At 44.0% G+C, this 26,706-nt stretch carries 19 protein-coding genes; 6 read left to right on the top strand and 13 right to left on the bottom strand.

Going from position 1 to position 26,706, the window contains the following annotated elements; all coding sequences use genetic code 11:
* Window positions 1–480 precede the first annotated feature (480 nt).
* The 3 genes from metK (at window position 481) to QL886_RS03630 (ending at window position 2,668) form a co-directional block, all read left to right on the top strand.
* Window positions 481–1,647, top strand: coding sequence for a methionine adenosyltransferase (gene metK, locus QL886_RS03640; RefSeq protein WP_057760687.1), 1,167 nt, complete (start codon window positions 481–483; stop codon window positions 1,645–1,647).
* A gap of 74 nt (window positions 1,648–1,721) precedes the next feature.
* Window positions 1,722–2,078 (top strand): DUF3144 domain-containing protein, encoded by a 357-nt coding sequence (locus QL886_RS03635; RefSeq protein ID WP_102078350.1) that lies wholly within the window; start codon window positions 1,722–1,724, stop codon window positions 2,076–2,078.
* A 341-nt stretch (window positions 2,079–2,419) separates the two neighbouring features.
* On the top strand, window positions 2,420–2,668 hold the full coding sequence (locus QL886_RS03630) for a hypothetical protein (RefSeq protein WP_290177671.1): 249 nt from the start codon (window positions 2,420–2,422) through the stop codon (window positions 2,666–2,668).
* A 143-nt stretch (window positions 2,669–2,811) separates the two neighbouring features.
* Here QL886_RS03630 and QL886_RS03625 read toward each other — a convergent pair whose 3' ends face one another.
* From QL886_RS03625 to QL886_RS03565, 13 genes are all read right to left on the bottom strand, one after another.
* Window positions 2,812–4,464, bottom strand: a complete 1,653-nt coding sequence (locus QL886_RS03625) for a BCCT family transporter (RefSeq protein WP_057760694.1) — start codon at window positions 4,462–4,464, stop codon at window positions 2,812–2,814.
* A gap of 242 nt (window positions 4,465–4,706) precedes the next feature.
* Window positions 4,707–6,359: a BCCT family transporter gene (locus QL886_RS03620; RefSeq protein ID WP_290177670.1), complete on the bottom strand. Its 1,653-nt coding sequence runs from the start codon at window positions 6,357–6,359 to the stop codon at window positions 4,707–4,709.
* 244 nt (window positions 6,360–6,603) lie between these two features.
* Window positions 6,604–8,247 carry a BCCT family transporter gene (locus QL886_RS03615; RefSeq protein ID WP_102078353.1) on the bottom strand — a complete coding sequence of 548 codons (1,644 nt, stop codon included), beginning with the start codon at window positions 8,245–8,247 and terminating at the stop codon, window positions 6,604–6,606.
* 189 nt (window positions 8,248–8,436) lie between these two features.
* The gene (locus tag QL886_RS03610; protein WP_290177669.1) at window positions 8,437–9,714 is read right to left on the bottom strand and encodes a PQQ-dependent sugar dehydrogenase; all 1,278 of its coding nucleotides are present in this window, start codon (window positions 9,712–9,714) and stop codon (window positions 8,437–8,439) included.
* 207 nt (window positions 9,715–9,921) lie between these two features.
* Window positions 9,922–12,519 (bottom strand): ATP-dependent chaperone ClpB, encoded by a 2,598-nt coding sequence (clpB, locus tag QL886_RS03605; protein ID WP_290177668.1) that lies wholly within the window; start codon window positions 12,517–12,519, stop codon window positions 9,922–9,924.
* Window positions 12,520–12,827: 308 nt separating this feature from the next.
* Window positions 12,828–13,409, bottom strand: a complete 582-nt coding sequence (locus QL886_RS03600) for a L,D-transpeptidase family protein (protein ID WP_290177667.1) — start codon at window positions 13,407–13,409, stop codon at window positions 12,828–12,830.
* Window positions 13,410–13,518: 109 nt separating this feature from the next.
* Complete coding sequence (locus QL886_RS03595; protein WP_290177666.1) at window positions 13,519–14,310, bottom strand: SDR family NAD(P)-dependent oxidoreductase; 792 nt, start codon at window positions 14,308–14,310, stop codon at window positions 13,519–13,521.
* A gap of 72 nt (window positions 14,311–14,382) precedes the next feature.
* Window positions 14,383–16,092 (bottom strand): AMP-binding protein, encoded by a 1,710-nt coding sequence (locus QL886_RS03590; protein ID WP_290177665.1) that lies wholly within the window; start codon window positions 16,090–16,092, stop codon window positions 14,383–14,385.
* Between the two features lie 309 nt (window positions 16,093–16,401).
* The gene (locus QL886_RS03585; protein WP_290177664.1) at window positions 16,402–17,532 is read right to left on the bottom strand and encodes a DNA topoisomerase IB; all 1,131 of its coding nucleotides are present in this window, start codon (window positions 17,530–17,532) and stop codon (window positions 16,402–16,404) included.
* Window positions 17,533–17,743: 211 nt separating this feature from the next.
* Window positions 17,744–18,028, bottom strand: a complete 285-nt coding sequence (locus tag QL886_RS03580) for a pyrimidine/purine nucleoside phosphorylase (RefSeq protein WP_057760713.1) — start codon at window positions 18,026–18,028, stop codon at window positions 17,744–17,746.
* Window positions 18,029–18,089: 61 nt separating this feature from the next.
* Window positions 18,090–19,185 (bottom strand): peptide chain release factor 2 gene (gene prfB, locus QL886_RS03575; RefSeq protein WP_102078362.1). Its coding sequence is split into 2 segments (ribosomal slippage): window positions 18,090–19,112 and window positions 19,114–19,185, totalling 1,095 coding nucleotides; the frame shifts between segments, so codons are not numbered across the junction.
* A 125-nt stretch (window positions 19,186–19,310) separates the two neighbouring features.
* The gene (locus QL886_RS03570) at window positions 19,311–20,012 is read right to left on the bottom strand and encodes an HAD family hydrolase (RefSeq protein ID WP_290177663.1); all 702 of its coding nucleotides are present in this window, start codon (window positions 20,010–20,012) and stop codon (window positions 19,311–19,313) included.
* A 159-nt stretch (window positions 20,013–20,171) separates the two neighbouring features.
* Window positions 20,172–20,708, bottom strand: coding sequence for a gamma carbonic anhydrase family protein (locus QL886_RS03565; protein ID WP_290177662.1), 537 nt, complete (start codon window positions 20,706–20,708; stop codon window positions 20,172–20,174).
* Window positions 20,709–21,210: 502 nt separating this feature from the next.
* Between QL886_RS03565 and carA the strand changes: the two genes are divergently transcribed.
* The 3 genes from carA (at window position 21,211) to greA (ending at window position 26,676) form a co-directional block, all read left to right on the top strand.
* Window positions 21,211–22,452, top strand: coding sequence for a glutamine-hydrolyzing carbamoyl-phosphate synthase small subunit (gene carA, locus QL886_RS03560; protein WP_290177661.1), 1,242 nt, complete (start codon window positions 21,211–21,213; stop codon window positions 22,450–22,452).
* Window positions 22,453–22,605: 153 nt separating this feature from the next.
* Window positions 22,606–25,869 carry a carbamoyl-phosphate synthase large subunit gene (gene carB / locus QL886_RS03555; RefSeq protein ID WP_102091162.1) on the top strand — a complete coding sequence of 1,088 codons (3,264 nt, stop codon included), beginning with the start codon at window positions 22,606–22,608 and terminating at the stop codon, window positions 25,867–25,869.
* A 330-nt stretch (window positions 25,870–26,199) separates the two neighbouring features.
* Window positions 26,200–26,676 carry a transcription elongation factor GreA gene (gene greA, locus QL886_RS03550; protein WP_057760725.1) on the top strand — a complete coding sequence of 159 codons (477 nt, stop codon included), beginning with the start codon at window positions 26,200–26,202 and terminating at the stop codon, window positions 26,674–26,676.
* Window positions 26,677–26,706 lie beyond the last annotated feature (30 nt).

The following is a 26,706-nucleotide window of genomic DNA, read 5'->3' as shown; positions in this document are numbered from 1 at the left end:
CATTCCAAGCAGACGCTACTGCTAGCTAATCACTCAGCTAAATAAACCGCTATCCAGTAACCAGCTTTGATTGCAATGAACTGCTTGTTGAGCATTTCTTATAGTAGAGCAAGTGTTGCTCACTAGAGTTTTATAACGTTTCAAGGTAGAATAACCCTATTTTGCGTTAAGAGATTTTGGCCATTACCCTGCTTCTGATAAGGCAATCTGCACATTAGCGTTGTCTATTAGGGCAAGTACTGACCCAACTCGTTACCGCCAAGACCATATTAGAGCGAGGCAGTATCATTTTATATATTGATTGAATGATAGTCCGCTCACCCTTTGGTCATATTTATTAGCAAAGATTTTAGTCAAAACCGATTTTAAATTAAGAAATACCAATTATCTGCCGCGTGAATGCGTGGTCAAAATTAATTAGAGCAGCACCCAGATGTGCTGCTTTTCCTACCCTTATTGATTCAATTAAGCGATCCCATTATGCGTGAATACAACTTATTTACCTCAGAATCTGTGAGCGAAGGCCATCCTGACAAAATGGCTGACCAAATATCAGACGCTATCCTTGACGCTATCTTACGTGAAGATCTGCACGCACGTGTGGCATGCGAAACCTTAGTAAAAACAGGCGCAGTCATACTTGCAGGTGAAATCACTACAACGGCAAATATTGATTTAGAGCGTCTGGTTCGTGACACCGTAAATGGCATTGGCTATCACCATTCAGACCTAGGCTTTGATGGCGAAACTTGTGCAGTCATCAACATGCTAGGCAAGCAATCTCCTGAAATCGCGCAAGGCGTCGATCGTAGCGACCCTGAAGAGCAAGGTGCAGGCGACCAAGGTTTGATGTTTGGTTATGCAAGTAATGAAACCGAAGTACTGATGCCAGCGCCTATCGAGTATGCTCATCGTTTGATGGAGCGTCAGTCGGAGCTGCGCCGCGCAGGTGAGTTGCCATGGTTGCGTCCAGATGCCAAAGCGCAGGTGACTTTGAAGTATGACGGCAATCGTCCTGTCGCCATCGATGCTGTTGTATTATCAACACAGCATGATCCAAGCATCTCGCAGTCAGATCTACAAGAAGCGGTGATGGAATCTATCATCAAGCAAGTGCTACCAGCTGACTTATTGCACGCTGGCACACGCTATCATATCAACCCAACTGGTAAGTTTGTGATTGGTGGTCCTGTCGGTGACGCTGGTCTGACTGGTCGTAAAATTATTGTTGATACTTACGGCGGCATGGCACGTCATGGTGGCGGTGCGTTCAGTGGTAAAGATCCTTCAAAAGTGGATCGCAGTGCTGCTTACGCGGTACGTTATGTTGCCAAAAACATCGTAGCAGCAGGTCTTGCTGAGCGCTGTGAAGTACAGGTCAGCTATGCAATTGGTGTCGCTGAGCCTACTTCTATCTCTGTTAATACTTTTGGTACTAGCAAAATCAGTAACGATGAGATTATTCGCTTGATTCGTACTCACTTTGACCTACGTCCTTACGGCATTACCCGTATGTTGAACTTACTACAGCCAATGTATCAGCAGACTGCTACCTTTGGACACTTTGGTCGTCCAGGTTCAGAGACTGCCTTTACGTGGGAAAAAACAGACAAAGCTGATATCTTAAAAGCAGACGCTGGTTTATAAGAGTCACTATTTTAAAACGTTTACCAACCATTTTTATACTAAAAACTACTGACACTTATTATTAGGAGTTGCTTATGTCTCAAGACAATATTCAAGACCAAAACGCTGATGCTAACATCGAAATCACCCCTGAAATGCAGGCATTCTATCAACGTGCTGACGCTATCATCGGTATCGCCAACAGCCAGCTAGGTCCTGAAGCACATTCAGGTCAAGTAGGTGCTTCTTTATTGTATGCTGCAGCACGCTATAGCGCGTCAGTTGCCTCTATCGGATTCGTCAAAGGCGATGATTTCGCCAAAGAAAAAGATGATATCGTCGAGTTTTATGTCAAACAGTATCGTCAAATGCTGAGCGACAATTTAACTGATTATGCTCAAAACTTTGACAAGTACGTTCAGCTAAATCAAGATGACAAACCAGCTGAATAAGCGAATCTCGTCAGTCTAGATGTCTTTGATTTAGACATGCTGTCATAAAATCAGTATTTGATGGCAGAAAATAAACCCCCAAGCTTACTTGAGCTTGGGGGTTTTTGTATGATGTTTAAGTAGATAGCTACCGACAAATGAGCTACCATAAATGAATAAGTATTTATAATCAGTAGGTAAATCAATCAGCGATAACAGGATGCTATCGAATATTATTAATAAGGACATTTCTTATGAAACAAGCTCTATCCAATCGTCGATTTTCCACAATTAATCAAGCTTCGTTCAAATCATCATCACTTATATTGATATTAGTTCTAGCCTTAACTGGCTGTAGCTCTATGTCTGATGTAGGCACGTCTGGTCAAACGCCTACCCCATCCAGTCCTGATATCAGTCAGCAATTTGAAGGTGCTCTTACTCAATGCCCGCCTGCTAACCCTGCCAACAATATCTGTACGGCACAATATGAACCAGTCTGTGTAAAGACGAAAGTTGGATCAGTGATCAGCTACCGAACGGCTAGTAATGCCTGCTCAGCCTGTAATATTCCTGAAGCTATCGGTTATACAAAAGGCGAATGTAGCTAATCTATAAAGTGGTTGTATCGAGATCTGCTGTACTGAAAGCTGCTGTATTGAAAGGTTTTTTATTAAAAATATTGAAAATTTATAAAAATACCCAGCCTATGACAAGCTGGGTATTTTTGTAGCTAAGAAATAAACTCTAAAGCTTAAGCATCTTTCTCAAGTGCTGGTGGGCCTTTTAGCAACTCTTCATCACGGAACTCATTAGCCGAGTTGTGCTCTGCTGACTCTTCTGTGGTGAACCATTGCTGATTACGATAGAGTATCAAACGATCTCGACTGAGACCACGCAATAGAGAGTACATCATCACGACGATCACAATAGCAAAAGGAAAGCCTGAGACAATCGATGCCGCTTGTAATGCACTCAAGCCGCCTGCTGCCAATAATACAGCGGCGATAACGCCTTCAGAACCTGCCCAAAATAAGCGCTGGATCTTTGGCGGATTGGTATCACCACCTGATGTCAGCATATCAATGACAAAACTGGCTGAATCTGACGAGGTAACAAACCATAATACAATCATCACCACGATGAGCAAGTTGACCGCACCTGTTAATGGATAAGATTCCATCAATTTAAAGATAGCGCTACCTGTATCGGCTTTGACCGCTTCGATCAGACCTGGACTAACTATGTTAGGGTCTGCTGCTGCTACCAACTCCATATTTACTGCAGAACCACCAAAAGCAGTAAACCACAGGAACAATATCGTGATAGGAATTAACAGTACGCCTAATATAAACTCACGGATGGTACGGCCACGAGAGATACGTGCAACGAATACCCCAACGAATGGTGACCAGCTAATCCACCATGCCCAATAGAAAATCGTCCAAGAAGCTTGCCAATTTTCTTCGCCTCTATAAGACTCTGTCCACAAACCTAACGGCACGATTTGATGCAAATAGTTGCCGATGTTTTCTACAAAGCTATTAAAAATAAACTGCGTAGGCCCAAAGATAATCACAAAACTTAGCAATATCACAGTGAACAATATATTGGTATCACTTAGACGCTTGATGCCTTTATCCAATCCCATAAACAGAGATAACCCTGCTAGCATGGTGATAAGGCCAATCAAAATAATCTGCACCGTAATATTATTGGGTATACCAAATAACGTCTCAAGGCCTGAGTTAATCTGCAAGACGCCAAGACCTAACGTGGTCACTACCCCAAACATCGTACCAAATACGGCAAGCGTATCTACCGTATGTCCCCAACCGCCGTAGATCTTTTTACCCAATATTGGATAAAGTGTTGAACGGATAGCCAGTGGTAAACCTACTCTATAATGAAAATATGCGAGCGATAGCGCGACCATGCCATATAGCGCCCATACATGTAGACCATAATGTAGGAACGAGATATTCATCGCTTGCTTGGCAGCGGCAACTGTCTCTGCCTCGCCTAATGGTGGTGCCATGAAGTGATACAACGGCTCAGCGGTGCCCCAATAGAGCAGCCCGATACCAATACCTGCTGAAAACAACATGCCAATCCAAGAAACCATATTGTACTCTGGTCTTTCATTCTGATGACCGAGTCTGATATCGCCGTAGCGGCTAAATATCATATAAATACTCATGACCAATGTTAAATTGACCACGACAATAAAGAACCAACCGAAGCGTAAAGAGACAAATGCTTTTGCTTGGTTAAATACTACTTCTGCTTGTTCATTGAATAAAGCGCCAAAAATAATGAACGCCAGTATCAAGATTGCTGAAGTCAAAAATACAGGTTTACTTACCCGCGGAAAAGGGCCTAATCGGCCAACTTTTACATGATCCATAGGTATATCCCCAAAAAAGTGCGTAACCATACCAAGGTATGAACGAATTATCAAATATAACACCTTGTAAATACTGCCGAATGTATAGAAATGGTAGTAACATTTCGGTAATAATTTTCAACAATCCGAATTTGTCCTGAATAAATTTAAGTATCTTTACCCAATAAAGAAGCCCCAATTTAAAAATAAATTGGGGCTTCTTCTGTTAAAAGCTTGAGTAGCTGTCTTACTTTTACCTACTTTTAGTCACCTTTAACAATCTTAGGTGGCCCTTTTAGTAGGTGCTCATCAGCAAATTCATCTGCCGAGTTGTGATCTGCTGATTCTTCAGTAATATAATGCTGCTGCGCTCTATATAATATCAATCGATCGCGACTCAAACCACGCAGTAGCGCATACATCATGGCAAATATAACCAAAGCAAATGGCAATCCTGCTACGATAGCGGCTGCTTGTAACGCGCTCAATCCACCAGCAGCCAACAAAACAGCAGCAATGACGCCTTCAGTGCTTGCCCAAAATAAACGTTGAATCTTTGGCGGATTGGTATCACCACCAGCCGTCAGCATATCGATGACAAAACTTGCTGAATCTGATGAGGTCACGAACCACAATACAATCATAATCACAATCATAAATGTGATGGGTTGCGCCAATGGATAGTACTCAACCAATTTAAAAATGGCACTACCAAAATCTGTTTGTACTGCCTCGACCAGTCCAGGACTAACCAACGCCGGATCAATAGCAGCGAGCAGCTCCATATGAATAGCAACGCCGCCGAAAGTTGAAAACCAAAAGAACAATATGGTCATAGGGATAAGTAATACCCCAAGTACAAACTCTCTAATCGTACGACCACGGCTGATACGAGCAATAAACACGCCGACAAACGGTGCCCAACTCACCCACCATGCCCAATAAAATATCGTCCATGCTGACTGCCAGTTTGCCTCACCTTCATAGGACTCACCCCACAGACCTAATGGCACAACCACTGAAAGATAGTTGCCGATATTTTCTAGGAAGCTATCAAAAATGAAAAGCGTCGGTCCTAAGACGACCATAAAACCAAGTAGAATAGCCGTTAAACCGATGTTCACATCACTTAGACGCTTGATACCCTTATCCAAGCCCATCATGACAGAACAGGCGGCTAAAGCAGTAATAAAAGCAATCAGAGCGATTTGTATTATGAGAGTATTAGGAATACCAAATAACTTCTCAAGCCCTGAGTTAATTTGCATAACGCCAAGACCGAGTGACGTCACCACACCAAACATCGTACCGAATACGGCTAAGATATCAACGGCATGACCCCACGAGCCATATATCTTTTTACCCAATATAGGATAAAGGGTTGAGCGAATCGATAGTGGTAAGCCACGGCGAAAATGGAAATAGGCTAAAGATAGCGCTACAATCGCGTACAATGCCCAAGCATGTAAGCCCCAATGTAAAAAGGTAATATTCATCGCCTGTTTGGCGGCTTCTATCGTTTCCTTTTCACCGAGTGGCGGTGCCATAAAGTGATATAAGGGCTCTGCTGTACCCCAGTAGACAAGTCCAATACCGATGCCAGCAGAGAACAGCATACCGATCCACGAAAATAGACTGTACTGTGGTGTCTCAGTTTGAGCACCAAGACGAATATCGCCATAACGGCTCATAGACAAATAAACACAAAGTCCTAAGGCCACATTAACGAGAATAATGAAAAACCAACCAAATTTATCGGTAATAAAGCCTTGTAAAAAACTGAACAACGTACCGGCAGATTCAGTAAAAAAAACGCCAAGAACAATAAATATAATAATAAGTAATGCTGAAGTTAAAAAAACAGGTTTACTTACCCGCGGGAAAGGGCCTAACCTGCCAACTTTTACATGATCCATAGGTATATCCCCAAAAAAGAGCGTAACCATAGCAAGGTATGAACGAATCACTAAATATAACACCATGTAAATACTGCCGAATGTATAGAAATCGTAGTAACATTGCAGCAATAATATTTCGACAAACTGAATTTGTTCTGAACAAATTTAAATACCTTTACCCAATAAAGAAGCCCCAATTTACTTTTAAATTGGGGCTTCTTCTATTAAAAGCTTAAGTAGCTGTCTTAATCCTATCTACTTCTTAGTCACCTTTAACAATCTTAGGTGGCCCTTTTAGCAGATGCTCATCAACGAATTCATTCGCTGAGTTATGGTCTGCTGATTCATCCGTAATAAAGCCTTGTTGCGCTCTGTATAGAATCAGACGATCGCGACTCAAACCACGCAGTAGCGCATACATCATGACAAAGACCACTAAGGCAAACGGTAGTCCCGCTACGATAGCCGCCGCCTGTAGCGCAGACAATCCACCAGCCGCTAGCAAGATAGCGGCGATAACGCCTTCTGTCGTCGCCCAAAATAAGCGCTGGATTTTAGGTGGGTTGGTATCGCCACCAGCAGTCAACATATCGATGACAAAGCTAGCAGAATCTGACGAGGTCACAAACCATAGCATAATCATGACGACAATCAGTAGCGTAATCGGTTTTGCCAATGGATAGTACTCGACCAACTTAAAGATGGCACTACCAGAATCCGCTTGTACTGCTTCAACCAATCCTGGGCTAACACCTGACAGAGCAGAAGCAAGCTCCATATGAACAGCAACGCCGCCAAAGGTGGTAAACCAGAAGAACAAAATCAGCATTGGAATCAGTAGTACACCAAGCGTAAATTCACGGATAGTACGGCCACGAGAGATACGAGCAATAAAGATACCAACGAATGGTGCCCAGCTTACCCACCATGCCCAATAAAATATCGTCCAACTACTTTGCCAATCTGTACCGCTATAAGACTCACCCCATGTACCTAGAGGTACAATCACAGTCAGATAGTTGCCGATGTTTTCGATAAAGCTATCAAAGATAAATAGCGTTGGTCCTAGGATGACCATAAACGCTAATAAGACGATAGTGAAACCAATATTGATATCACTTAAACGCTTAATACCTTTATCCAAACCCATCAAGACTGAAGCTGCCGCTAGCGCTGTGATGAAAGCGATCAAACCAAACTGTACGGTAAGACTGTTAGGCGTACCAAACAGCTTTTCGAGTCCAGAGTTGATCTGCATAACCCCAAGTCCGAGCGAGGTAACCACACCAAACATCGTACCAAACACAGCTAAGATATCGACCGTGTGTCCCCAACGACCATAGATCTTTTTACCAAGTAAAGGATACAAAGTAGATCGAATCGATAATGGCAGGCCGCGACGGAAATGGAAGTACGCTAAGGATAGCGCTACAATCGTATAAATCGCCCAAGCGTGTAGACCCCAATGCATAAATGAGATATTCATTGCTTGCTTAGCGGCTTCTACTGTCTCTGCATCGCCCATTGGTGGTGCCATAAAGTGATACAACGGCTCTGCTGTACCCCAATAAACCAAACCAATACCAATACCTGCAGAAAATAGCATACCAATCCAAGAGAACAGATTGTACTGCGGTCGTTCTGTTTGGTTACCTAGTCGAATGTCACCATAGCGACTCATTGCCAAGTATATACAAAGCGCAAGCGCGGTATTGACCAGAATAATGAATAGCCAACCAAACTTATCGGTAATAAAATTTTGTAAAAAACTAAAAACAGCCCCTGCTGTTTCGGTGAAAAACGCACCGAAAATAATAAAGCCAACAATCAGCAGTGATGATGTAATAAACACAGGTTTACTTACCCGCGGAAAAGGTCCTAATCTGCCTACTTTTACTTCTTCCATGTGCAAGTCTCAAATTTCAAGGAACGTTACCTTAACAAAATAGGTCTTAACTATCAATCTATTACAAAATAAAACTTGATAAAACTATTAATCCACTCTAAAAGAATTGAATAGTTTTATTAAAATAATTAAATATACAGACAGGTAAATACGTCCTTAATTCGATGTTTTTTCAATATTGTTTCGATGTTATTTGGGCAATAATCTAAGTAATTGTGCATCATCACCATCTTCAAGTGTCAACACTTGCCCGTCTACTGCTAGCACACTGCGTACACGCTCACCCATGTCATAACGATAACGCTCAGCAGCGGTATTGTCGTCGTTTATCCCTACTACGATAAGCGCTTTAGACGATAAGCCACTGATAAGCGCATTGCCCTGCCAGCTAGGAAAGTCATTATGAGTACCAGTCGCATAAATGCTCATAGCAGATGGTGATATGACAGGTGTCCAAGTAATTTTGGGTGCCGCAAACTCTGGCTTTGTTTCATGGTCAGGAATGTCTAAACCTGAATAGTTTCGTCCATTGGATACCACTGGCCAGCCATAGTTGTTACCCTTCTCAATAATATTAAATTCATCGCCGCCTTTTGGTCCCATCTCGTGCGCCCAAAGCTGTCCACTATCGTCAAATGCCATACCAAGCACATTGCGATGTCCGATGGTCCAAAACTGTTTGGCCAACTCATTATCAATAAACGGATTGTCTGGCGGGGTGTTACCATCAGGACTCAATCGTATTATCTTACCCAAATTGCCATTCATGTCTTGTGCTGGGTCTTTGTCTTGACGCTCGCCTGAGCTGATATATAGATAGCGGCTATCGGGAGAAAACAGCAGGCGATGACTATAATGTCCTTGCCCTGTAACTTTCGGAGACTGTTGCCAGATAGGCATGATATCTTGCAACGTAGGTGTGGCTGTCTCTAATCCTGAGAGTGTCGCCTTGATCACTTTGGCACCAAATTTATTGCTATCACTTCCTGTTCCTGCTTCCGCGTAGCTAAGATAGACGGTATTAGACGTAGCAAAATCCGGAGCCACGATAATGTCTCCTAAGCCGCCTTGACCACCGTAAGCGACTGTAGGAACGCCTTCGATTTTGGTCTTATTACCCGTCGCGGTATCTACGATAAATAGCTCACCTGTTTTTTGTGTTACTAGTAATTTTGGCGCTTTGCTATCTGCAATGGGTAACGCTGTCATGGCCCAAGGCTCATCAAAGGTAGCGATTGTTTTGGTGGTAAAGTCAGGCTTGCTAGTCTTTGTTTGTGTAGTGCTTTTTGTGGCGGTTTGAGTGTCGCTATCTGAAGTGGAAACTTCTTTAGACTCTGTTGCAGTGCTTTTGTTATTGCTAGGACTTACTGTAGAAGGATTGGAGCACGCGGCAGTGCTAAACAGCAATGCTGCAATGATTAGTGGCGAAGTTAAAGGCATATTTATACGTTCAATATGGGTTGTCATCGTTCTGTTTCTCCATTCAGTTGATACTTATGCTATTAGTCTTTGATTTAGTTATAGCATAGTCCTGAGACTTAAGAGATATCGAAATGGTAAAAAAACAGTAACGTAAAACGTGTCTTATAAATAAAAACCCCTTACCTACGATTGTAGATAAGGGGTTTGTTTTAAGCGTACAGTTGGGTTATAAAGACGTCAAGGATAAATTGATTAGCTCATTCTAAGCTTATCAAAAGTTAGCTTGTCATCGGCACCTACATCGACTTTGATAATATCACCAGCGACAAAATCACCTGCTAATAGTTTCAATGACAATGGGTTTTCGATCTCTTGTTGAATGGCGCGCTTTAAAGGACGAGCACCATAAACAGGGTCATAACCCACGGCAACCAATTTATTCATCGCATCTGCTGACAGTTCAATATCCATCTCACGCTCTTGGATACGCTGACGTAATCGATCCAGTTGAATATCCGCAATACCTGCCATCTGCGACATACCAAGCGGATGGAAGACTACGATTTCATCAATACGGTTGACGAACTCTGGACGGAAATGCTGCCCAACAGAATCCATTACTTCTGCTTTGATATCCTCGTAACTTTCACCAACCATCTCTTGGATCTTATGTGAACCCAAGTTACTGGTCATGATGATAACAGTGTTCTTGAAATCTACTACACGACCTTGCGAATCGGTTAAGCGACCATCGTCCAATACTTGCAGCAAGATGTTAAACACATCAGGATGCGCCTTCTCTACTTCATCGAACAATATGACGCTATATGGCTTACGGCGTACCGCTTCAGTCAACGTACCGCCTTCTTCGTAACCGACATAACCTGGAGGTGCGCCTACCAAACGGCTGACACTGTGTTTTTCCATATACTCACTCATGTCGATACGTATAATCGCATCTTCAGAGTCAAACAAGAAGTTTGCTAGTGATTTGGTCAGCTCGGTCTTACCAACACCAGTAGGTCCTAAGAATAAGAACGAACCAGAAGGACGGTTGGGATCAGATAAGCCTGCACGGCTACGACGTACCGCATTGGCCACCGATTCGACCGCTTCGTTTTGACCGATGACACGCTCATGGAGCTTTTCTTCCATTGCGATCATCTTATCACGCTCGCCTTGCATCATTTTACTGACTGGAATACCAGTCGCAGCAGCCACCACTTCGGCGATTTCGTTGTCTGTCACCTTATTACGCAGCAATTTCACACCGCTACCTTCACCTGTCTGCTCTTTTTGCTCAGCCAAGTCAGACTCATGAATACGACGTTCTAACTGCGGAATGGTTTCGTATTGCAATTTACTCATGGTCTCGTAGTCGCCTTCGCGGCTAGCCTTGTCATAGGCGATACGGGCTTTATCTAGCTCGTCTTTTAGCTGCTGACTGCCTTTGACCAGTGCTTTCTCTGCCTGCCAAACCTCGTTAAGATCAGCATACTCTTTTTCCAATTCAGCTATTTGTGCATCGAGCACTTTACGCTCGGCTTGCGCGCCAGCATCCTCTTCATTTTTGAGCACTTCACGCTGCATTTTCAGCTGAATCAAGCGACTATCGAGCTTACCTAATGATTCAGGCTTGCTATCCATCTCCATTCGCAAACGACTGGCCGCCTCATCAATTAAATCAATCGCCTTATCTGGTAGCTTACGGTCAGTGATGTAGCGATGACTCATACGCGCAGCAGCGATGATGGCACTGTCTTGAATATCGACGCCATGATGCAACTCGTAACGCTCTTTTAGGCCACGTAATATCGCGATGGTGTCTTCGACCGTTGGCTCATCGACCAGTACTTTTTGGAAACGACGCTCAAGTGCGGCATCTTTTTCAATGTACTTACGGTACTCATCCAGCGTCGTCGCTCCGACACAATGCAGTTCACCGCGTGCCAATGCAGGTTTTAGCATATTACCAGCATCCATTGCACCTTCAGATTTACCCGCACCAACCATCGTATGCAGCTCATCAATGAATAGGATGACATTGCCTTCTTGCTTGGCCAAGTCGCTCAATACGCTTTTGAGGCGCTCTTCAAACTCACCGCGAAATTTTGCCCCAGCAATCAAAGCGCCCAAGTCTAACGACAGCACTTCTTTGCGGCGCAGACCTTCTGGCACGTCACCATTGATGATTTTTTGCGCCAAGCCTTCTACGATAGCTGTCTTACCAACGCCCGGCTCACCAATCAGCACAGGGTTGTTTTTGGTACGGCGCGATAGTACCTGAATAGTACGGCGGATCTCTTCGTCACGACCAATGACTGGATCTAGCTTGCCAAGCTCTGCTTGTTCAGTCAGATTGATCGTGTACTTATTGAGTGCATCACGTTGATCTTCTGCGTTTTGGTTATTCACCGTATCATCGCCGCGTAATTGCTCAATCACCACTTTTAACTTGCCTGCCGTCACGCCAGCACTTTCAAATATTTTTTTGGTTTCGCCCTGTTCAGCAAGTGCCAACATCACCCATTCCGTCGCGATAAAATCATCGCCTTCTTTTTGCGCCTGACGATCGGCCAAGTTCAATATTTTGACCGAGTTTGGGTTTAGGTTAACGTCGCCTGTCGGCTCCGAAATGGTCGCTTGATTGTCCAATGCTTTGGCAACGCCATTTTTTAGCGCTGGAATAGAAGCACCTGCTTGTTGGCAGATCGATAAATTAGACTCATCTTGTAGCAACACGGCAAGCAAATGTACAGGATCGATACCTGTATGATCGCGACCTAACGCTAAGCTCTGTGCTTCTTGAATGGCGGACTGCAGTTTTTGAGTAAACTTCTCAAATCTCATGTCTATATCCTTTTATAATTGGTATTCTCAATAGCACCTCTAAGGATTATCTTATTCCAGTGCCCACTGTTATCTGTCACTTATATAAGGTATATACACACCTATTTCAAGACGATTACCAAATAAAACCTTACTTAAAGCAATGATATTTATTATTAATGATATTTAAAGTAGCTATTAATATCATTTAAAGATAGTTAGTAATCAGTTACGCCATTTTATTAGTGCAAATGAAAGATAAATCTCCACTAAATACGCCAATAAATAATGCATCTACTTAGTATAAATTAGATAATAACCCGACTATTCTACTCCACGATTTCAATAGGAATACCAAGTGTCACCGCATCCATAATTTCATCCATCTCATCATTGGCAACAGCGATACAACCATCTGTCCAATCGCGTCGTTGATTAAATAATGCCAAATACCCAAAGCCATTCATTTGCCCATGAATCATGATATCGCCACCCGGATTGACCCCTAATGACTGCGCTCGCGCCTTGTCTTCATCATTGGGATAGCTAATATGAATCGAGCGATGCGCAATAGAGTCCGCATTTTTATAATCTAATGTATAAACCCCAACGGGCGTACGCTGGTCGCCTTCTTGTTGCTTGTGACCTGATGGACTGTTCCTTAGCGCAATACGATACGACCTAATGACTTTACCATCGCTCATCAGCTTTAAGACACGATCTGATTTATCGACGAAGACTCTATCAATGACTGACGACGCAGGAATGAGGTTTTCGGGTTTTGAGGTGCTTTTAACATAAGCAATAGCGCTGGTGCTGACAATAACAGTAAGACTAAGACCAATGATAACGCGCAACCAAGGCGTACGCTGCTCATTTGATGGATAAGATTTTTTATAAAAAAATGGCATAGACTCTGATTCCCATAATTAATTTTGTCATTAATCATATGTATCAAAGCACTATGCCAGATTCTGTAGATACGTTTTGTGCAAAAGTGATGAATCACTCGCTAGACTGTTACACCATGCGAATCGCACCATCTAAGCGAATGACTTCACCATTTAGGTAAGCATTATCGATGATATGAGTCACCAATTTGGCAAACTCATTGGGTGCGCCCAAACGTTTAGGATATGGCACACCTGCCTCTAGCTGCTCTCGTGCCTTTTCAGGAATACTGTCCATCATCGGCGTAGCAAAGACACCTGGTGCGATGGTCATCACGCGAATACCATGACGTGCCAGCTCGCGAGCAAGTGGCAAGGTCAGACCAACCACGCCTGCCTTGGACGACGAATAGCTGGCTTGACCTACTTGACCGTCAAAGGCTGCGATAGAGGCTGTATTAATAATAATACCTTGATCTGCATTCTTTTCTACATGGCCGCCTGCATTGCTATCATTAGCTATACGCTTAGCGATACTAGCAGCGACCAATCGCGCCACGTTAAACGATCCGACCAGATTAATATTGACCCCACGGCTAAATGCCTCAAGGTCTGCCGGATTGTTATCGCGATCTAGCAGTTTTTGTACCACTACAATACCAGCACAGTTGATTGAACCTTGTAGACCACCGAAAGCTGACTCTGCCATTTCGACCGCTGATTGTACTTCATCACCGTTAGTAATATCACAGCGTACAAAGCGCGCACTATCACCTAACTCAGCGACCAGAGCTTGTCCAGCTGACTCATTTAAATCAGCGATAACGACGTTGCCACCTTGACCTACAATCGCCCGAGCCACTGACTCTCCCAAACCTGATGCACCGCCAGTGACCAAAAAGCTGTTTTCTTTAACTTGCATGATTATTCCTTTAAATTTTTGCTTCTTATTAGATATTTTTCTATTAAATTTATGGACGCTTTACCAACTCATTTATGCAGCAGACAGACTACGCAGCAAAAAGCGTTGAATCTTACCACTTGGCGTTTTTGGTAACTCGGTCACAAACTCGACCTCACGCGGATAAGCATGAGTGGATAGACGTTTGCGTACTAGCTCTTGGATTTCTTTGGCTATTTGCTCACTGCCTTCGATGCCATCTTTTAGCACCACATAAGACTTGATGGTATGACCGCGCACCTCATCTGGCACGCCTACCGCCGCAGACTCTGCCACTGCTTCATGTTCTAATACGGTGTTTTCGACATCAGTAGGCCCTACGCGGTAACCTGCAGTAATAATGATGTCATCGTCACGACCTGAAAACCAGTAACTGCCGTCACTATGACGCTCGACCACGTCGCCTGTCAGATAGTAATCATCTACAAAGGCTTGTTTTTCATTCCAGCTATAGCCACGGAAATAAAACGCAGGTGATTGACTGACGACGACTGCTAGCTGCCCTTGTTCGCCATCCGGTAGCACATTCATATCATCATCTAGTACGACTAGCGTATGACCTGGTAGCGCCATACCCATCGAACCAACAGGACAATCATGCGCCAGTGCATGATGTGCACAGCAAGTCATGCCAGTCTCTGTTTGCCCGTATTGGTCTTTGACTTGGCACGCCAGATAGGTTTCGACCCAATTGACCACTTCGGTATTCAGCGTCTCTCCTGCCGAGTTGGCACAGCGTAAAGACAGCTTAGCATCGTCATGAGTCTCTTCATTAACACTATCAAATACACCACTAGATTTCATCATTCGAAATGCGGTTGGTGAAGAGGCCAAATTGGTAATCTTATGACGCACCATAAACTCACGGGTATTAGTCGCGTCAAATCCTGCTTCATTAAAATAAGTGGTGATGCCCAGTAGCAAAGGCCCTGTGATGGCATAGTACAAGCCATACGCCCAGCCCGGATCGGCCATGTTCCAATACTGATCATCTTCGCGTAGGTCGATGGCATAACGCATATATAGGTAAAAAGCAGGTAACGCGGCTAACGGAACACTGACGCCTTTTGATTTACCAACCGTACCAGAGGTAAACATTTGCAAAAATGGTGCGTCCGTATCAAGCATCATAGGTTCAAACGTTTGTGACTGTGCTGCCATAAACTGACTATAGTGGTCGTCACCCCATGTCTCAGCATCCTCAGTACTGCCGACCAATACCATTTTTGTTTGCTCGGCCAAGTCTTCAAACTTGCTGCGATTTTCTAGGTTAGTAAAAACGACTTTGGTGTCGGCTTTGTCCATCCGATACTTGATTGAGTCATAACCAAACGCAGTAAATAGCGGCTGATATACCGCCCCGATACGCCATGTCGCCAATACAACGGTTAGCAGCTCGGGCGTGCGCGGTAGCATGGTCGCTACCTTATCGCCCGCTTTTACCCCATACGACTGTAGCAAATTGGCAATTTGAGCACTTGCTTTGTCAAGCTCACCAAAAGTCATGCGCGTTATATTGCCTACAGTGTCTTCGTGTACTAACACAGTATTGTCAGCGCGGCCATCGCGTACATGGCGACCACAGCAAGCCATATAAGCATTTAGTCGATCGTCCACCTGCTTGCCAAAGATTTCTGACAACAGTGTATCTATATCAAAATTATTATAATAATCGGTATAGTTTTTTGGTGTGACGATAGTATCTGTATCAATATTCGTCAAAGTTTGAGAGGCGGTGTTCATAAGCTAATCCTTTAGCAATAGCAGGTAACTGGTAAAATGGCATTTATGATTGAAAAAACGGTCACATCCTATAGACCGTTTCATAGGTTCGTATTTATCATGCTCTATTAGTAACGCATTTTTACGTTTATTTCAATACATAACGTATCATTTTTATTTTATAGAAATAGAAATAATCTATAACTAATTATCATTAATTCGCTATAAGTCCTCGAAGACACCTACAATCAATAGCCAAAGTACTGCCGCATATTTTCAATTTCCTATTAAAGAATTAACACCTCAATATTATTATCTAAAACCTCACATCTAAACATCAGCTCTTAAAAACCCTAATAACGCTTTTTCTTCACAGCTTTGGTATTTTTTGGTTCGACCACGGCGCGCTTGTTTGTAAGTTTCAAAAAACTGCCCTGCCAAAAAACGCTCAATGACAATGGGATGAATATAAGAGGCACGGCATACGGTCGGCGTGTTGCCTAGCTCTGCTGCCACGCTTTTTACCATATCAGTGACTAATTGCTGTCGCTCAGCACTTTCTGGCGCACTGGCTAGTATGCTAGCACCTGCCGTCGTTTGTAGCTCGTCATATAGGTAGCTTGCCGCGAGCACACTTGCCATCCATGTGCGAAAATCTTTTGCACTATACAGCTTACTTTCACAGTCCATGCCACACGTATGCATCCGCAAGTAGTCGTTGATATCGCTACTGTCAACGACTTGCTTATGTCCGTTGTCATCTAAATATTTGAATATTTGATAGCCTGGTAGTTCAGAGCAGGCTTGCACGATATCAATCAATCGCTCATCTTGCAGCTCGATATGATGCTCTTTTGCGCTTTTCCCGACGAAATCAAATGCCAGTCCATTGTCGGTTTCGCTGACATGCTTACTACGTAGCGTACTCAGACCATAGCTTTTATTTTGTTTGGCGTAGCGGCTGTTACCGATACGAATCAAAGTGGTCTCTAGCAATTTAACAACGGCAGCGAGTACGTTAGTGCGTGATAAGGACCTTGCTTCCAAATCTGCCTCGACTTGTGCGCGTAGATTTGGCAGTGCCTCTGCAAATCCTATCATCGCATCAAACTTTGCTTGGTCACGGATGTTGTTCCATGAGGGATGATACAGATACTGTTTACGCGATTTTTCGTCTCGCCCTGTTGATTGCAAATGGCCTCTTTCGTCTTGGCATATCCACACCTCTGACCACATGGGCGGTATCACCAATGCATCAAAACGCTGACGCAATGCTTTGTCTTTGACCGTGTTGCCCGTTGCATCACGATAAGTAAAGCCGCGACCCCAACGTCTACGCTCGTAGCCTGGCTCATTATCACTCACATAACGTAAATTGGCACGGCGGGCGAGGTGCTCGTAATCATGACGCACGTCTTTGGTAGTTGTCTGCTGGTTTGCCTTTACTATTGCCTTTGTCATAAACCTGTATACCTTTGAGAATTCATGGTTTTAGCATAATTAATGACGGTAGTTTTTGCTGTTTATTTGGCACAGACAAAGTGTAATGCTGTGTAAAATATGGTTTTCAGGATAATAGCTTAGAATTTATTTGAAATATGACACACAAAAAAACGCCAAGCATAAAGTACTTGGCGTTTTTCGTTTTGATATTGCTATAACTTAGAAGTCGTTATTTGCCGTATACACATAGATAAGCCGTTTCGACATCTACTTTTACTTGGAACTTCTGATTAGCTTCAACGGTAAATTGCTCGCCAGCGTTAAACGTTTGCCACTCATCACTCTCTGGTAGCTTAACCGTCAATGCACCGCTCACCACACTCATGGTTTCGAATTCACTGGTACCAAACTCATATTCACCAATTTCCATAACTCCGACAGTTGCAGGCTTAGTAGCCGTTTGAAAGGCAATAGAAGTCACTTTATCATCAAAATAATTATTAACGCTTGGCATAATTTTCCTTAATTAAATATTGGTTGCTATTTTAAAACGGCTGCTTATTTAAAACAGCCTTTTACAGTCCTGCTTTTAGACTCGCTTCAATAAACTGATCGAGGTCACCATCTAGTACCGCACCAGTGTTAAAGGTTTCAACACCCGTACGCAAATCCTTGATGCGTGAGTCATCGAGCACGTACGAACGAATTTGACTGCCCCAGCCAACATCAGACTTACCATCTTCGACTGCTTGCTGTGATTCCATACGTTTTTGCATTTCCAGCTCATAGAGCTTAGCACGTAGCATTTTCATCGCGGTGGCTTTGTTACCATGTTGACTACGCTCGTTCTGACAGGTCACTACCACGCCCGACGGCTCATGGGTAATACGTACCGCAGAATCTGTCGTGTTTACGTGCTGACCACCCGCGCCAGATGAACGGTAGGTATCGATACGCAAGTCCGCTGGATTGATATCAATCTCGACGTTGTCGTCAATCTCAGGCGAGACAAACACCGCAGCAAACGACGTATGACGACCATTATTACTATCGAATGGTGATTTACGTACTAGACGATGGACACCAATTTCGGTACGTAACCAGCCAAACGCATAATCGCCTTTGATCTCAATGGTTGCAGACTTAATACCAGCCACACTGCCTGATGACACTTCAATTACATCTACTTTGAAACCATGTGCTTCTGCCCAGCGCGTATACATACGCAGCAGCATTTCGGCCCAATCTTGCGCTTCGGTGCCGCCACTGCCTGATTGAATATCCAAGTAGCAATTGTTTGGATCCATCTCACCGCTAAACATTCGGCGGAATTCTAAATCAGCAACGCGTTTCTCAGCACTATCTAGCTCGCTCTGCACATCGGCTAGCAATGACTCATCTTCTGCTTCGACTGCCAACTCTAGCATGGCAGACGCGTCTTCTAGTGTGGTTTCAAGAGAGACCACCACATCGATGACACCATCAAGGTGACTTTTTTCTTTATTAATTTTGGTCGCGCGCTCTGGATCGTTCCATAGCTCAGGGTTTTCTAACTCTAAATTGACTTCTTCTAAGCGTTCTTGCTTACCATCGAAGTCAAAGATACCTCCGCAAATCCTGCCCACGCTCTGATAAGTCTTTAATTTGCTCTTGATACGGATTGATTTCCATAAATGTTCCTGTTTTTCTAATAAAAATAAATAACGAATGTGGCGCTATTTTAAATGAGATTGATACTAAATGGTTCGCTAATTATCGCTGATGCCAATGTTGCTACTATTATTAGATTGGACAGCCTAAATTGACCAATCTTCTACTGCCCAGCGATGGGCCAAGGCATGCGCATGCAGCGCATCATCAGGTGATACGCAAACGGCCACATCAGCCCATTCGAGTAACGGAATATCATTTTTGGAATCTGAATACGCGTACGTCTTTTCAAAAGTGATGCCAGAGGCTTGCTGTTTATTCAGCCATTTATCCAAATGGTATATTTTGCCCGCTTGGAAGTTTGGTCTATCAATTAGCTTACCTGTATAACGATTGTCTTTGATCTCTAGCGGCGTCGCCAATACATTGGCTTCTTCCACGCCAAAACGCTTGGCAATAGCCGATACTACAAAATCATTGGTCGCAGAAATAATCACCACATCGTGTCCTTGCTCAATGTGCTGACATAATGCTTCCATCGCTTTTGGGCGAATATGTGGCTCGATTTCGCTTTTGATATAGTCTTCTCTTAGCTCATCAAGTCTATCAAGCGGCAAACTACTCAAAAACTGCGCGACAAACTCATTGTACTCTGTCGCGTCTAGCGTGCCTTCGATATAGTCATTATAAAATTTCTGATTGGCAGTGCGGTACTGCGCCTCATCGACAAGGTCATGCTTTACGATATACTCGCCCCAGAGATAATCGCTATCGACATCAAGTAATGTATGATCTAAATCAAATAATGCCAGTTGTTTTTGTTTTGTTTGTGCTTGATTTGCCTGCATGGTGAGACCTTATCGTTGGTTGCGAAAAAATATGAATCGTTTAATAAAATTGGGTACAGTTGTGTATTAAGTATGATTACATCATTTAAATAGCACATCAATTAAATACAGCTCACACCCTATCGTCTATCTCTTTAAACTTAGCTCGTTTACTTACCCTTAGTCAGGCATCGCTATTTCTGTTAAGCCTGTTTTAAATTTCTGACAACGCTCAGCATAATGTAGCGCTGACATTTTTAGCATCGCTGCTTGCTCATCTGTTAGCGTCTTGACCACTTTTGCAGGCGCGCCCATCACTAGCGAGTTATCAGGAATAACCTGACCTTCAGTAATCAAGGCTTTCGCCCCTATCAGACAGTTTTTACCGATTTTGACATTGTTAAGTACCACAGCGCCAATGCCAATCAAGCTATTATCACCGACTTCACAGCCGTGCAACATAGCCAAATGGCCGATAGTCACGTAATTACCGATTTTCACCTCAATACCTGCATCAGTATGAATCACACTGTTTTCTTGGACATTACTATAGTCACCGATATGGATACGATCGTTGTCACCGCGTATCACTGCACCGAACCAAATATTGGCTTGATGGCCTAAATATACATCGCCCATCACTTGCGCTGAATCTGCTACCCAACCGTTGAACGGTACAGCAAACTCTGGGGTTTTGTCTAAATACTGATAAATCATAACGACTCCTTGTCATCTTCATTATTGTTATAACAAACGATCATAAAAATTGGGTCTAGCGCTTCGCTGTCCATTGTGGCAAAGCCAACTGCGAAAATCCAGCGCTATTAATACACGCTAGATGTTGATTTTGATAAAAGAGAAAGGAGTCAGTGTCTGCTTAGGCTATTTTATAAAGTCGATATCTTTATAAAGACCTCATTATTAGCCATGAAATGACTATTAATCCAGTAAATCGGCTAGCTATAACCGTCTATTTTGTATATAATACGCAAAATCTGTGCCTAAGCGAGCGGACATGATGCAAGTTACCTATTCACTATCTAGTGGGTTTTGTAGTTTTCATCAATAATGTCTTCTCGCTTTTTTGTGGAAAATTTTTGTGTATCGCCCTTTTTTTACTTCTATATGACAACAGTCAAATGCCGTAAATAAAAGGATACGGAGCAATTTTAGGCCAACAAAACACGATGGCACTCACCAATAACAGCGGAGGCAATCCTTGAATTCATCGGCAGAAATACAAGCAATTTTGGCACTAGCAGACGGTACAATCTTTCGCGGTGTCAGTATCGGCAGCCTAGGTCATCGTATTGGTGAAGTGGTATTTAACACAGCCATGACAGGGTATCAAGAAATCCTAACCGATCCAAGTTATGCCCGCCAGCTGGTGACTTTGACTTACCCTCACATCGGTAATACAGGCACCAATAGCGAGGACACAGAATCTGGCAACGGCCACAAAGTGTGGGCAGACGGTCTTATCATCCGTGATGCCACCATGGCAACCTCTAACTTCCGTAACTCAGAGTCACTCAGCGACTATCTACAGCGTAATGAGACAGTGGCTATCGCTGAAATTGATACGCGTCAGCTAACACGTCTATTACGTGATAAGGGTGCACAGAACGGCTGTATCATGACTGCCTCAAACGGCGAGACTATCAGCAGCGACGATGAGCAAAAAGCGATTGAGTTAGCGAAAGGCTTTGCAGGTCTAAAGGGTATGGACTTGGCAAAAGAATGCTGCACTACAGAGAACTTTGAGTGGACAGCGGGTACCTGGGATTTATCAGACACCCTACTCAACCGTGATATCCCTGGCAGTCATGATAGCGGTACTGGCGGCTTCTTTAAGCAACTCGGCACTCACATCGATTCTAAATACAACGTCGTCGCTTATGACTTCGGTAGCAAAACCAACATCTTACGCATGCTCGTCGACCGCGGTTGTCACGTGACGGTTGTACCAGCACAGACCCCTATCGCAGATGTGCTAGCAATGAACCCAGATGGCATCTTCTTATCAAACGGCCCTGGCGATCCTGCAGCTTGTGATTATGCTATCGATGCGGTACGTCATATCATTGAGCAAACTGACGTGCCAACGTTTGGCATCTGCTTAGGCCATCAGCTGATTGGTTTGGCTAGCGGTGCAAATACTATCAAGATGAAAACTGGCCATCATGGTGCCAACCATCCAGTACAAGATCTAGCGACTGGCACGGTTATGATTACTAGTCAGAACCATGGTTTTGCAGTCGATGAAGACACGCTACCTGACAACGTTAAATCTACCCATCGTTCATTATTCGATGGTACTAACCAAGGTATCGAGCTGACCAACAAGCCAGTCTTTAGCTTCCAAGGTCACCCAGAAGCCAGCCCTGGTCCACATGACTGCGCGCCATTATTTGATAAGTTTGCGGATATGATGGAAGCGTCTAAAACTGCCCAAGCGTAAACGGTTGATTATAACTACATAATAAGTAAACGCTTGAATTGTCCATAGCGGTTCAAGCGGCACTAAATAAAGCACTGCAAGTATAAAACGCCTTGAGCGTTACCAAAAATAAAGATTACTCAAATTATCACCCAAACGAAGGTAGCTCTAACTATGCCAAAACGTACCGACATAAAAAGCATTCTTATCATTGGCGCAGGCCCTATCGTCATCGGCCAAGCATGTGAGTTTGACTATTCAGGCGCACAGGCGTGTAAAGCACTAAAAGAAGAAGGCTACCGCGTCATCTTGGTCAACTCAAACCCTGCGACCATCATGACCGACCCTGTCATGGCTGACGCGACCTATATCGAGCCGATTACTTGGCAGACCGTTGAGCAAATCATTGCCAAAGAACGTCCAGATGCAATCTTGCCAACGATGGGCGGCCAGACAGCACTAAACTGTGCGCTAGAGCTAGACAAGCATGGCGTATTGACCAAGTATAACTGCGAATTGATTGGCGCGACCAAAGACTCAATCGAGATGGCAGAAGACCGCAACTTATTTGATAAAGCCATGAAGCGTATCGGCCTTGAGTGCCCTCGCGCTGAAACGGCTGAAACCATGGAAGAAGCGTTTGCCACTCAAGAAAAAATGGGCTATCCGTGTATCATTCGTCCATCATTCACGATGGGTGGCTCAGGCGGCGGTATCGCTTATAACCGCGATGAGTTCATCGAAATCTGCGAGCGCGGTTTTGACTTGTCTCCAAACCATCAACTGCTTATCGATGAGTCATTGATTGGTTGGAAAGAATACGAGATGGAAGTGGTTCGTGACAAAAACGACAACTGCATCATCATTTGTGCCATCGAAAACTTTGACCCAATGGGCGTGCATACCGGTGACTCAATCACCGTCGCACCAGCACAGACTTTGACCGACAAAGAATACCAAATCATGCGTAATGCGTCATTAGCAGTACTGCGTGAGATTGGTGTTGAAACAGGCGGCTCAAACGTACAGTTCGGTATCAACCCTGATACTGGTCGCATGGTCGTCATCGAGATGAACCCACGCGTATCACGCTCGTCTGCCCTAGCCTCAAAAGCCACTGGCTTCCCGATTGCAAAAATCGCAGCAAAACTGGCCATTGGTTACACGCTAGACGAATTGCAAAACGACATCACTGGTGGCAAAACGCCAGCCAGCTTTGAGCCTGCGCTTGATTATGTTGTGACCAAGATACCTCGTTTTAACTTCGAAAAATTCCCACAAGCAGACAATATCTTATCGACTCAGATGAAATCGGTCGGTGAAGTGATGGCGATCGGTCGTAACTTCCAAGAGTCTATGCAAAAAGCATTGCGCGGTATGGAAACAGGTGCGGATGGTTTTGACGAGCAAATTGACTTGTCAAAAGTAAGCGCCGAAAAAGCGCGTAGCGAAATCATCAACCGCCTAACCATTCCAACACCTGAGCGTATCTACTACGTTGCTGATGCATTCCGCGTCGGTATGAGTGTCGATGAAGTGTTTAACTTTACCAAGATTGACCCATGGTTCTTGGTACAGATCGAAGACATCGTTAAAACAGAAGCTACCGTAAAATCACTGGGTTTTGGCGGATTAAACGAGAAGAATCTACGTAGCTTTAAACGTAAAGGTTTGTCAGATTTGCGTTTGGCTAAATTGCTTGGTATCTCACAAAAGCAACTACGCAAAAAGCGCTGGGATCTAAACGTCTATCCAGTCTATAAGCGTGTCGATACCTGTGCCGCAGAATTTGCTACTAGCACGGCTTATATGTACTCGACGTACGATAGCGAATGTGAAGCAAACCCAACAGACAAAAAGAAAATCATGGTTATCGGTGGCGGTCCTAACCGTATCGGCCAAGGTATTGAGTTTGATTACTGCTGTGTACACGCAGCGCTTGCTATGCGTGAAGATGGTTACGAGACCATCATGGTCAACTGTAACCCTGAAACGGTTTCAACCGATTATGACACTTCTGACCGTCTATACTTTGAGCCAATCACATTAGAAGACGTGCTAGAGATTGTTCGTATCGAAAACCCTGATGGCGTGATTGTACAGTTCGGTGGCCAAACACCATTGAAACTTGCTCGTGCACTAGAGTCAGCAGGCGTTAAAATCATCGGTACTAGCCCAGATGCAATTGACCGTGCCGAAGACCGTGAGCGTTTCCAGCATATGATTCAGCAGCTAAACCTAGTACAGCCATCAAACGCTTTAGCGACCAGCTTGGAAGATGGCTTGGTTAAAGCAAAAGACGTAGGCTATCCATTGGTTGTACGTCCATCTTATGTATTAGGTGGCCGCGCGATGGAAATCGTCTACAACGAAGACGAGCTAAGACATTACCTACGTACTGCGGTACAAGCATCGAACGAAGCGCCTGTCCTACTAGATCGTTTCTTAGATGATGCTATCGAAGTCGACGTAGACTGTGTATGTGATGGTACTGATGTCGTCATCGGCGGTATCATGCAACATATCGAACAGGCTGGTGTCCACTCAGGTGACTCAGCATGCTCACTACCACCATATTCACTGTCTAAAGAGCTATGTGATGTGATGCGCGCGCAAACGGTCGCTATGGCAAAAGAGCTAGGCGTTATCGGTCTAATGAACGTACAGTTCGCTGTAAAAGGCGAAACCGTATATATCTTAGAAGTGAATCCACGTGCTGCACGTACAGTACCGTTCGTCTCTAAGTGTATCGGTACTTCGTTAGCACAGGTTGCTGCTCGCTGTATGGCTGGTACTTCGCTTAAAGATCAAGGCTTTACCACTGAGATTGTCCCAGCATTCTATGCGGTCAAAGAAGCGGTATTCCCATTCGCTAAGTTCCCAGGTGTTGACCCAATCTTGAGTCCTGAGATGAAATCAACGGGCGAAGTTATGGGCGTAGGCAAAACCTTTGGCGAAGCATTCTACAAGGCCATTATCGGTAGTAACGAGCGTCTGCCAGGTCTACCGACTGAAGGCGAGACAAAAACGGTCTTTATCTCAGTTCGTGACAGTGACAAAGCCCAAATCGCTCCGATTGCTCGTCAGCTTGCAGACTTTGGCTTTAAGATTGTCTCGACCACTGGCACGCAAAAGGTACTGAGCGACGCTGGTATCGAAAGTCAGCAAATCAACAAAGTTACTGAAGGTCGCCCGCATATCGTTGATGCCTTGAAAAACGGCAAAATCGACCTTATCATCAATACCACTGAAGGTAAGCAAGCTCAAGAGGATTCGTTCTCTATTCGCCGTAGTGCACTACAAGGCAAAGTATTCTACGTCACCACGTTAGGTGCCGCTGATGCCGTCTGCAAATCTTACGCGATTGACTTACCGTTTGATGTCTATAAGTTACAAGATTTGCATGAGCAAGCAAAGTCTATTGACGTGGCTGAATAATTTCAGTAGATTAAGCATAACCGTTAGGCTTGCCTAAAAGCTCACTCAAGTATCGTTGTTTGCTTTAAATATAGCCAACCATGCTTGAGGAACGATACCTTTACCGTGATAGACCTAAAAAGCATAGTGGCTAAATTGCGACTATGCTTTTTATTACGTAAGCTTAAGTGCGCCTATGCTTGAACTGAGGTGAAATACACTCATAAATGATGGCCAACTTATTCATTACATCGTCTTAATTATCACTCTTTTATATTTTATATCCATTGCAACAACACTGACACCATCTCATTATGAGGTGGTGTGGTGTTATTGGTTTAAGGAAAAAACATGCAACGTTACCCAATGACTCCGCAAGGACACGCGGCTCTAGAAGCCGAATTAAAACAGCTAAAAAGTGTCGACCGTCCACGCATCACAGCATCGATTGCTGAAGCACGCGAACACGGCGATTTGAAAGAAAATGCTGAATACCATGCTGCCCGCGAGCAACAAGGTTTTTGTGAAGCACGTATCCGTGATATCGAAGCCAAACTTGGTGGCGCTCAAGTCATCGATCCTTCGACACTACCAAAAGAAGGCCGTATCGTGTTTGGTGTCAGCGTCGTGATCGAAAACATGGACACCGAAGAAGAAAAACAGTACAAAATCGTTGGCGATGATGAAGCTGATTTTAAAGCTGGTAAAATCTCAGTTAACTCACCAATCGCTCGTGGTTTGATTGGTAAGTTCGAAGGCGACGAAGTACGCATCGAAACGCCAAAGGGCGTGGTTGAATATGAAGTCATGAAAGTTATATACGACTAATAGCTACACTTAATAGCTACACTGCGTTCT

Origin of the sequence: Psychrobacter sp. APC 3281 (genome assembly GCF_030407815.1) — a bacterium.
Taxonomy (GTDB): Bacteria; Pseudomonadota; Gammaproteobacteria; order Pseudomonadales; family Moraxellaceae; genus Psychrobacter.
The sequence above is the reverse complement of the archived record's forward strand: the minus strand, read 5'-3'. Positions and strand labels throughout refer to the sequence as shown.

Excerpts from the sequence above, each read along its gene's own strand:
- metK (WP_057760687.1), top strand. The coding sequence starts at position 481 with ATGCGTGAATACAACTTATTTACCTCAGAATCTGTGAGCGAAGGCCAT.
- QL886_RS03635 (WP_102078350.1), top strand. The coding sequence starts at position 1,722 with ATGTCTCAAGACAATATTCAAGACCAAAACGCTGATGCTAACATCGAA.
- QL886_RS03630 (WP_290177671.1), top strand. The coding sequence starts at position 2,420 with ATGTCTGATGTAGGCACGTCTGGTCAAACGCCTACCCCATCCAGTCCT.
- QL886_RS03625 (WP_057760694.1), bottom strand. The coding sequence starts at position 4,464 with ATGGATCATGTAAAAGTTGGCCGATTAGGCCCTTTTCCGCGGGTAAGT.
- QL886_RS03620 (WP_290177670.1), bottom strand. The coding sequence starts at position 6,359 with ATGGATCATGTAAAAGTTGGCAGGTTAGGCCCTTTCCCGCGGGTAAGT.
- QL886_RS03615 (WP_102078353.1), bottom strand. The coding sequence starts at position 8,247 with ATGGAAGAAGTAAAAGTAGGCAGATTAGGACCTTTTCCGCGGGTAAGT.
- QL886_RS03610 (WP_290177669.1), bottom strand. The coding sequence starts at position 9,714 with ATGACAACCCATATTGAACGTATAAATATGCCTTTAACTTCGCCACTA.
- clpB (WP_290177668.1), bottom strand. The coding sequence starts at position 12,519 with ATGAGATTTGAGAAGTTTACTCAAAAACTGCAGTCCGCCATTCAAGAA.
- QL886_RS03600 (WP_290177667.1), bottom strand. The coding sequence starts at position 13,409 with ATGCCATTTTTTTATAAAAAATCTTATCCATCAAATGAGCAGCGTACG.
- QL886_RS03595 (WP_290177666.1), bottom strand. The coding sequence starts at position 14,310 with ATGCAAGTTAAAGAAAACAGCTTTTTGGTCACTGGCGGTGCATCAGGT.
- QL886_RS03590 (WP_290177665.1), bottom strand. The coding sequence starts at position 16,092 with ATGAACACCGCCTCTCAAACTTTGACGAATATTGATACAGATACTATC.
- QL886_RS03585 (WP_290177664.1), bottom strand. The coding sequence starts at position 17,532 with ATGACAAAGGCAATAGTAAAGGCAAACCAGCAGACAACTACCAAAGAC.
- QL886_RS03580 (WP_057760713.1), bottom strand. The coding sequence starts at position 18,028 with ATGCCAAGCGTTAATAATTATTTTGATGATAAAGTGACTTCTATTGCC.
- QL886_RS03570 (WP_290177663.1), bottom strand. The coding sequence starts at position 20,012 with ATGCAGGCAAATCAAGCACAAACAAAACAAAAACAACTGGCATTATTT.
- QL886_RS03565 (WP_290177662.1), bottom strand. The coding sequence starts at position 20,708 with ATGATTTATCAGTATTTAGACAAAACCCCAGAGTTTGCTGTACCGTTC.
- carB (WP_102091162.1), top strand. The coding sequence starts at position 22,606 with ATGCCAAAACGTACCGACATAAAAAGCATTCTTATCATTGGCGCAGGC.
- greA (WP_057760725.1), top strand. The coding sequence starts at position 26,200 with ATGCAACGTTACCCAATGACTCCGCAAGGACACGCGGCTCTAGAAGCC.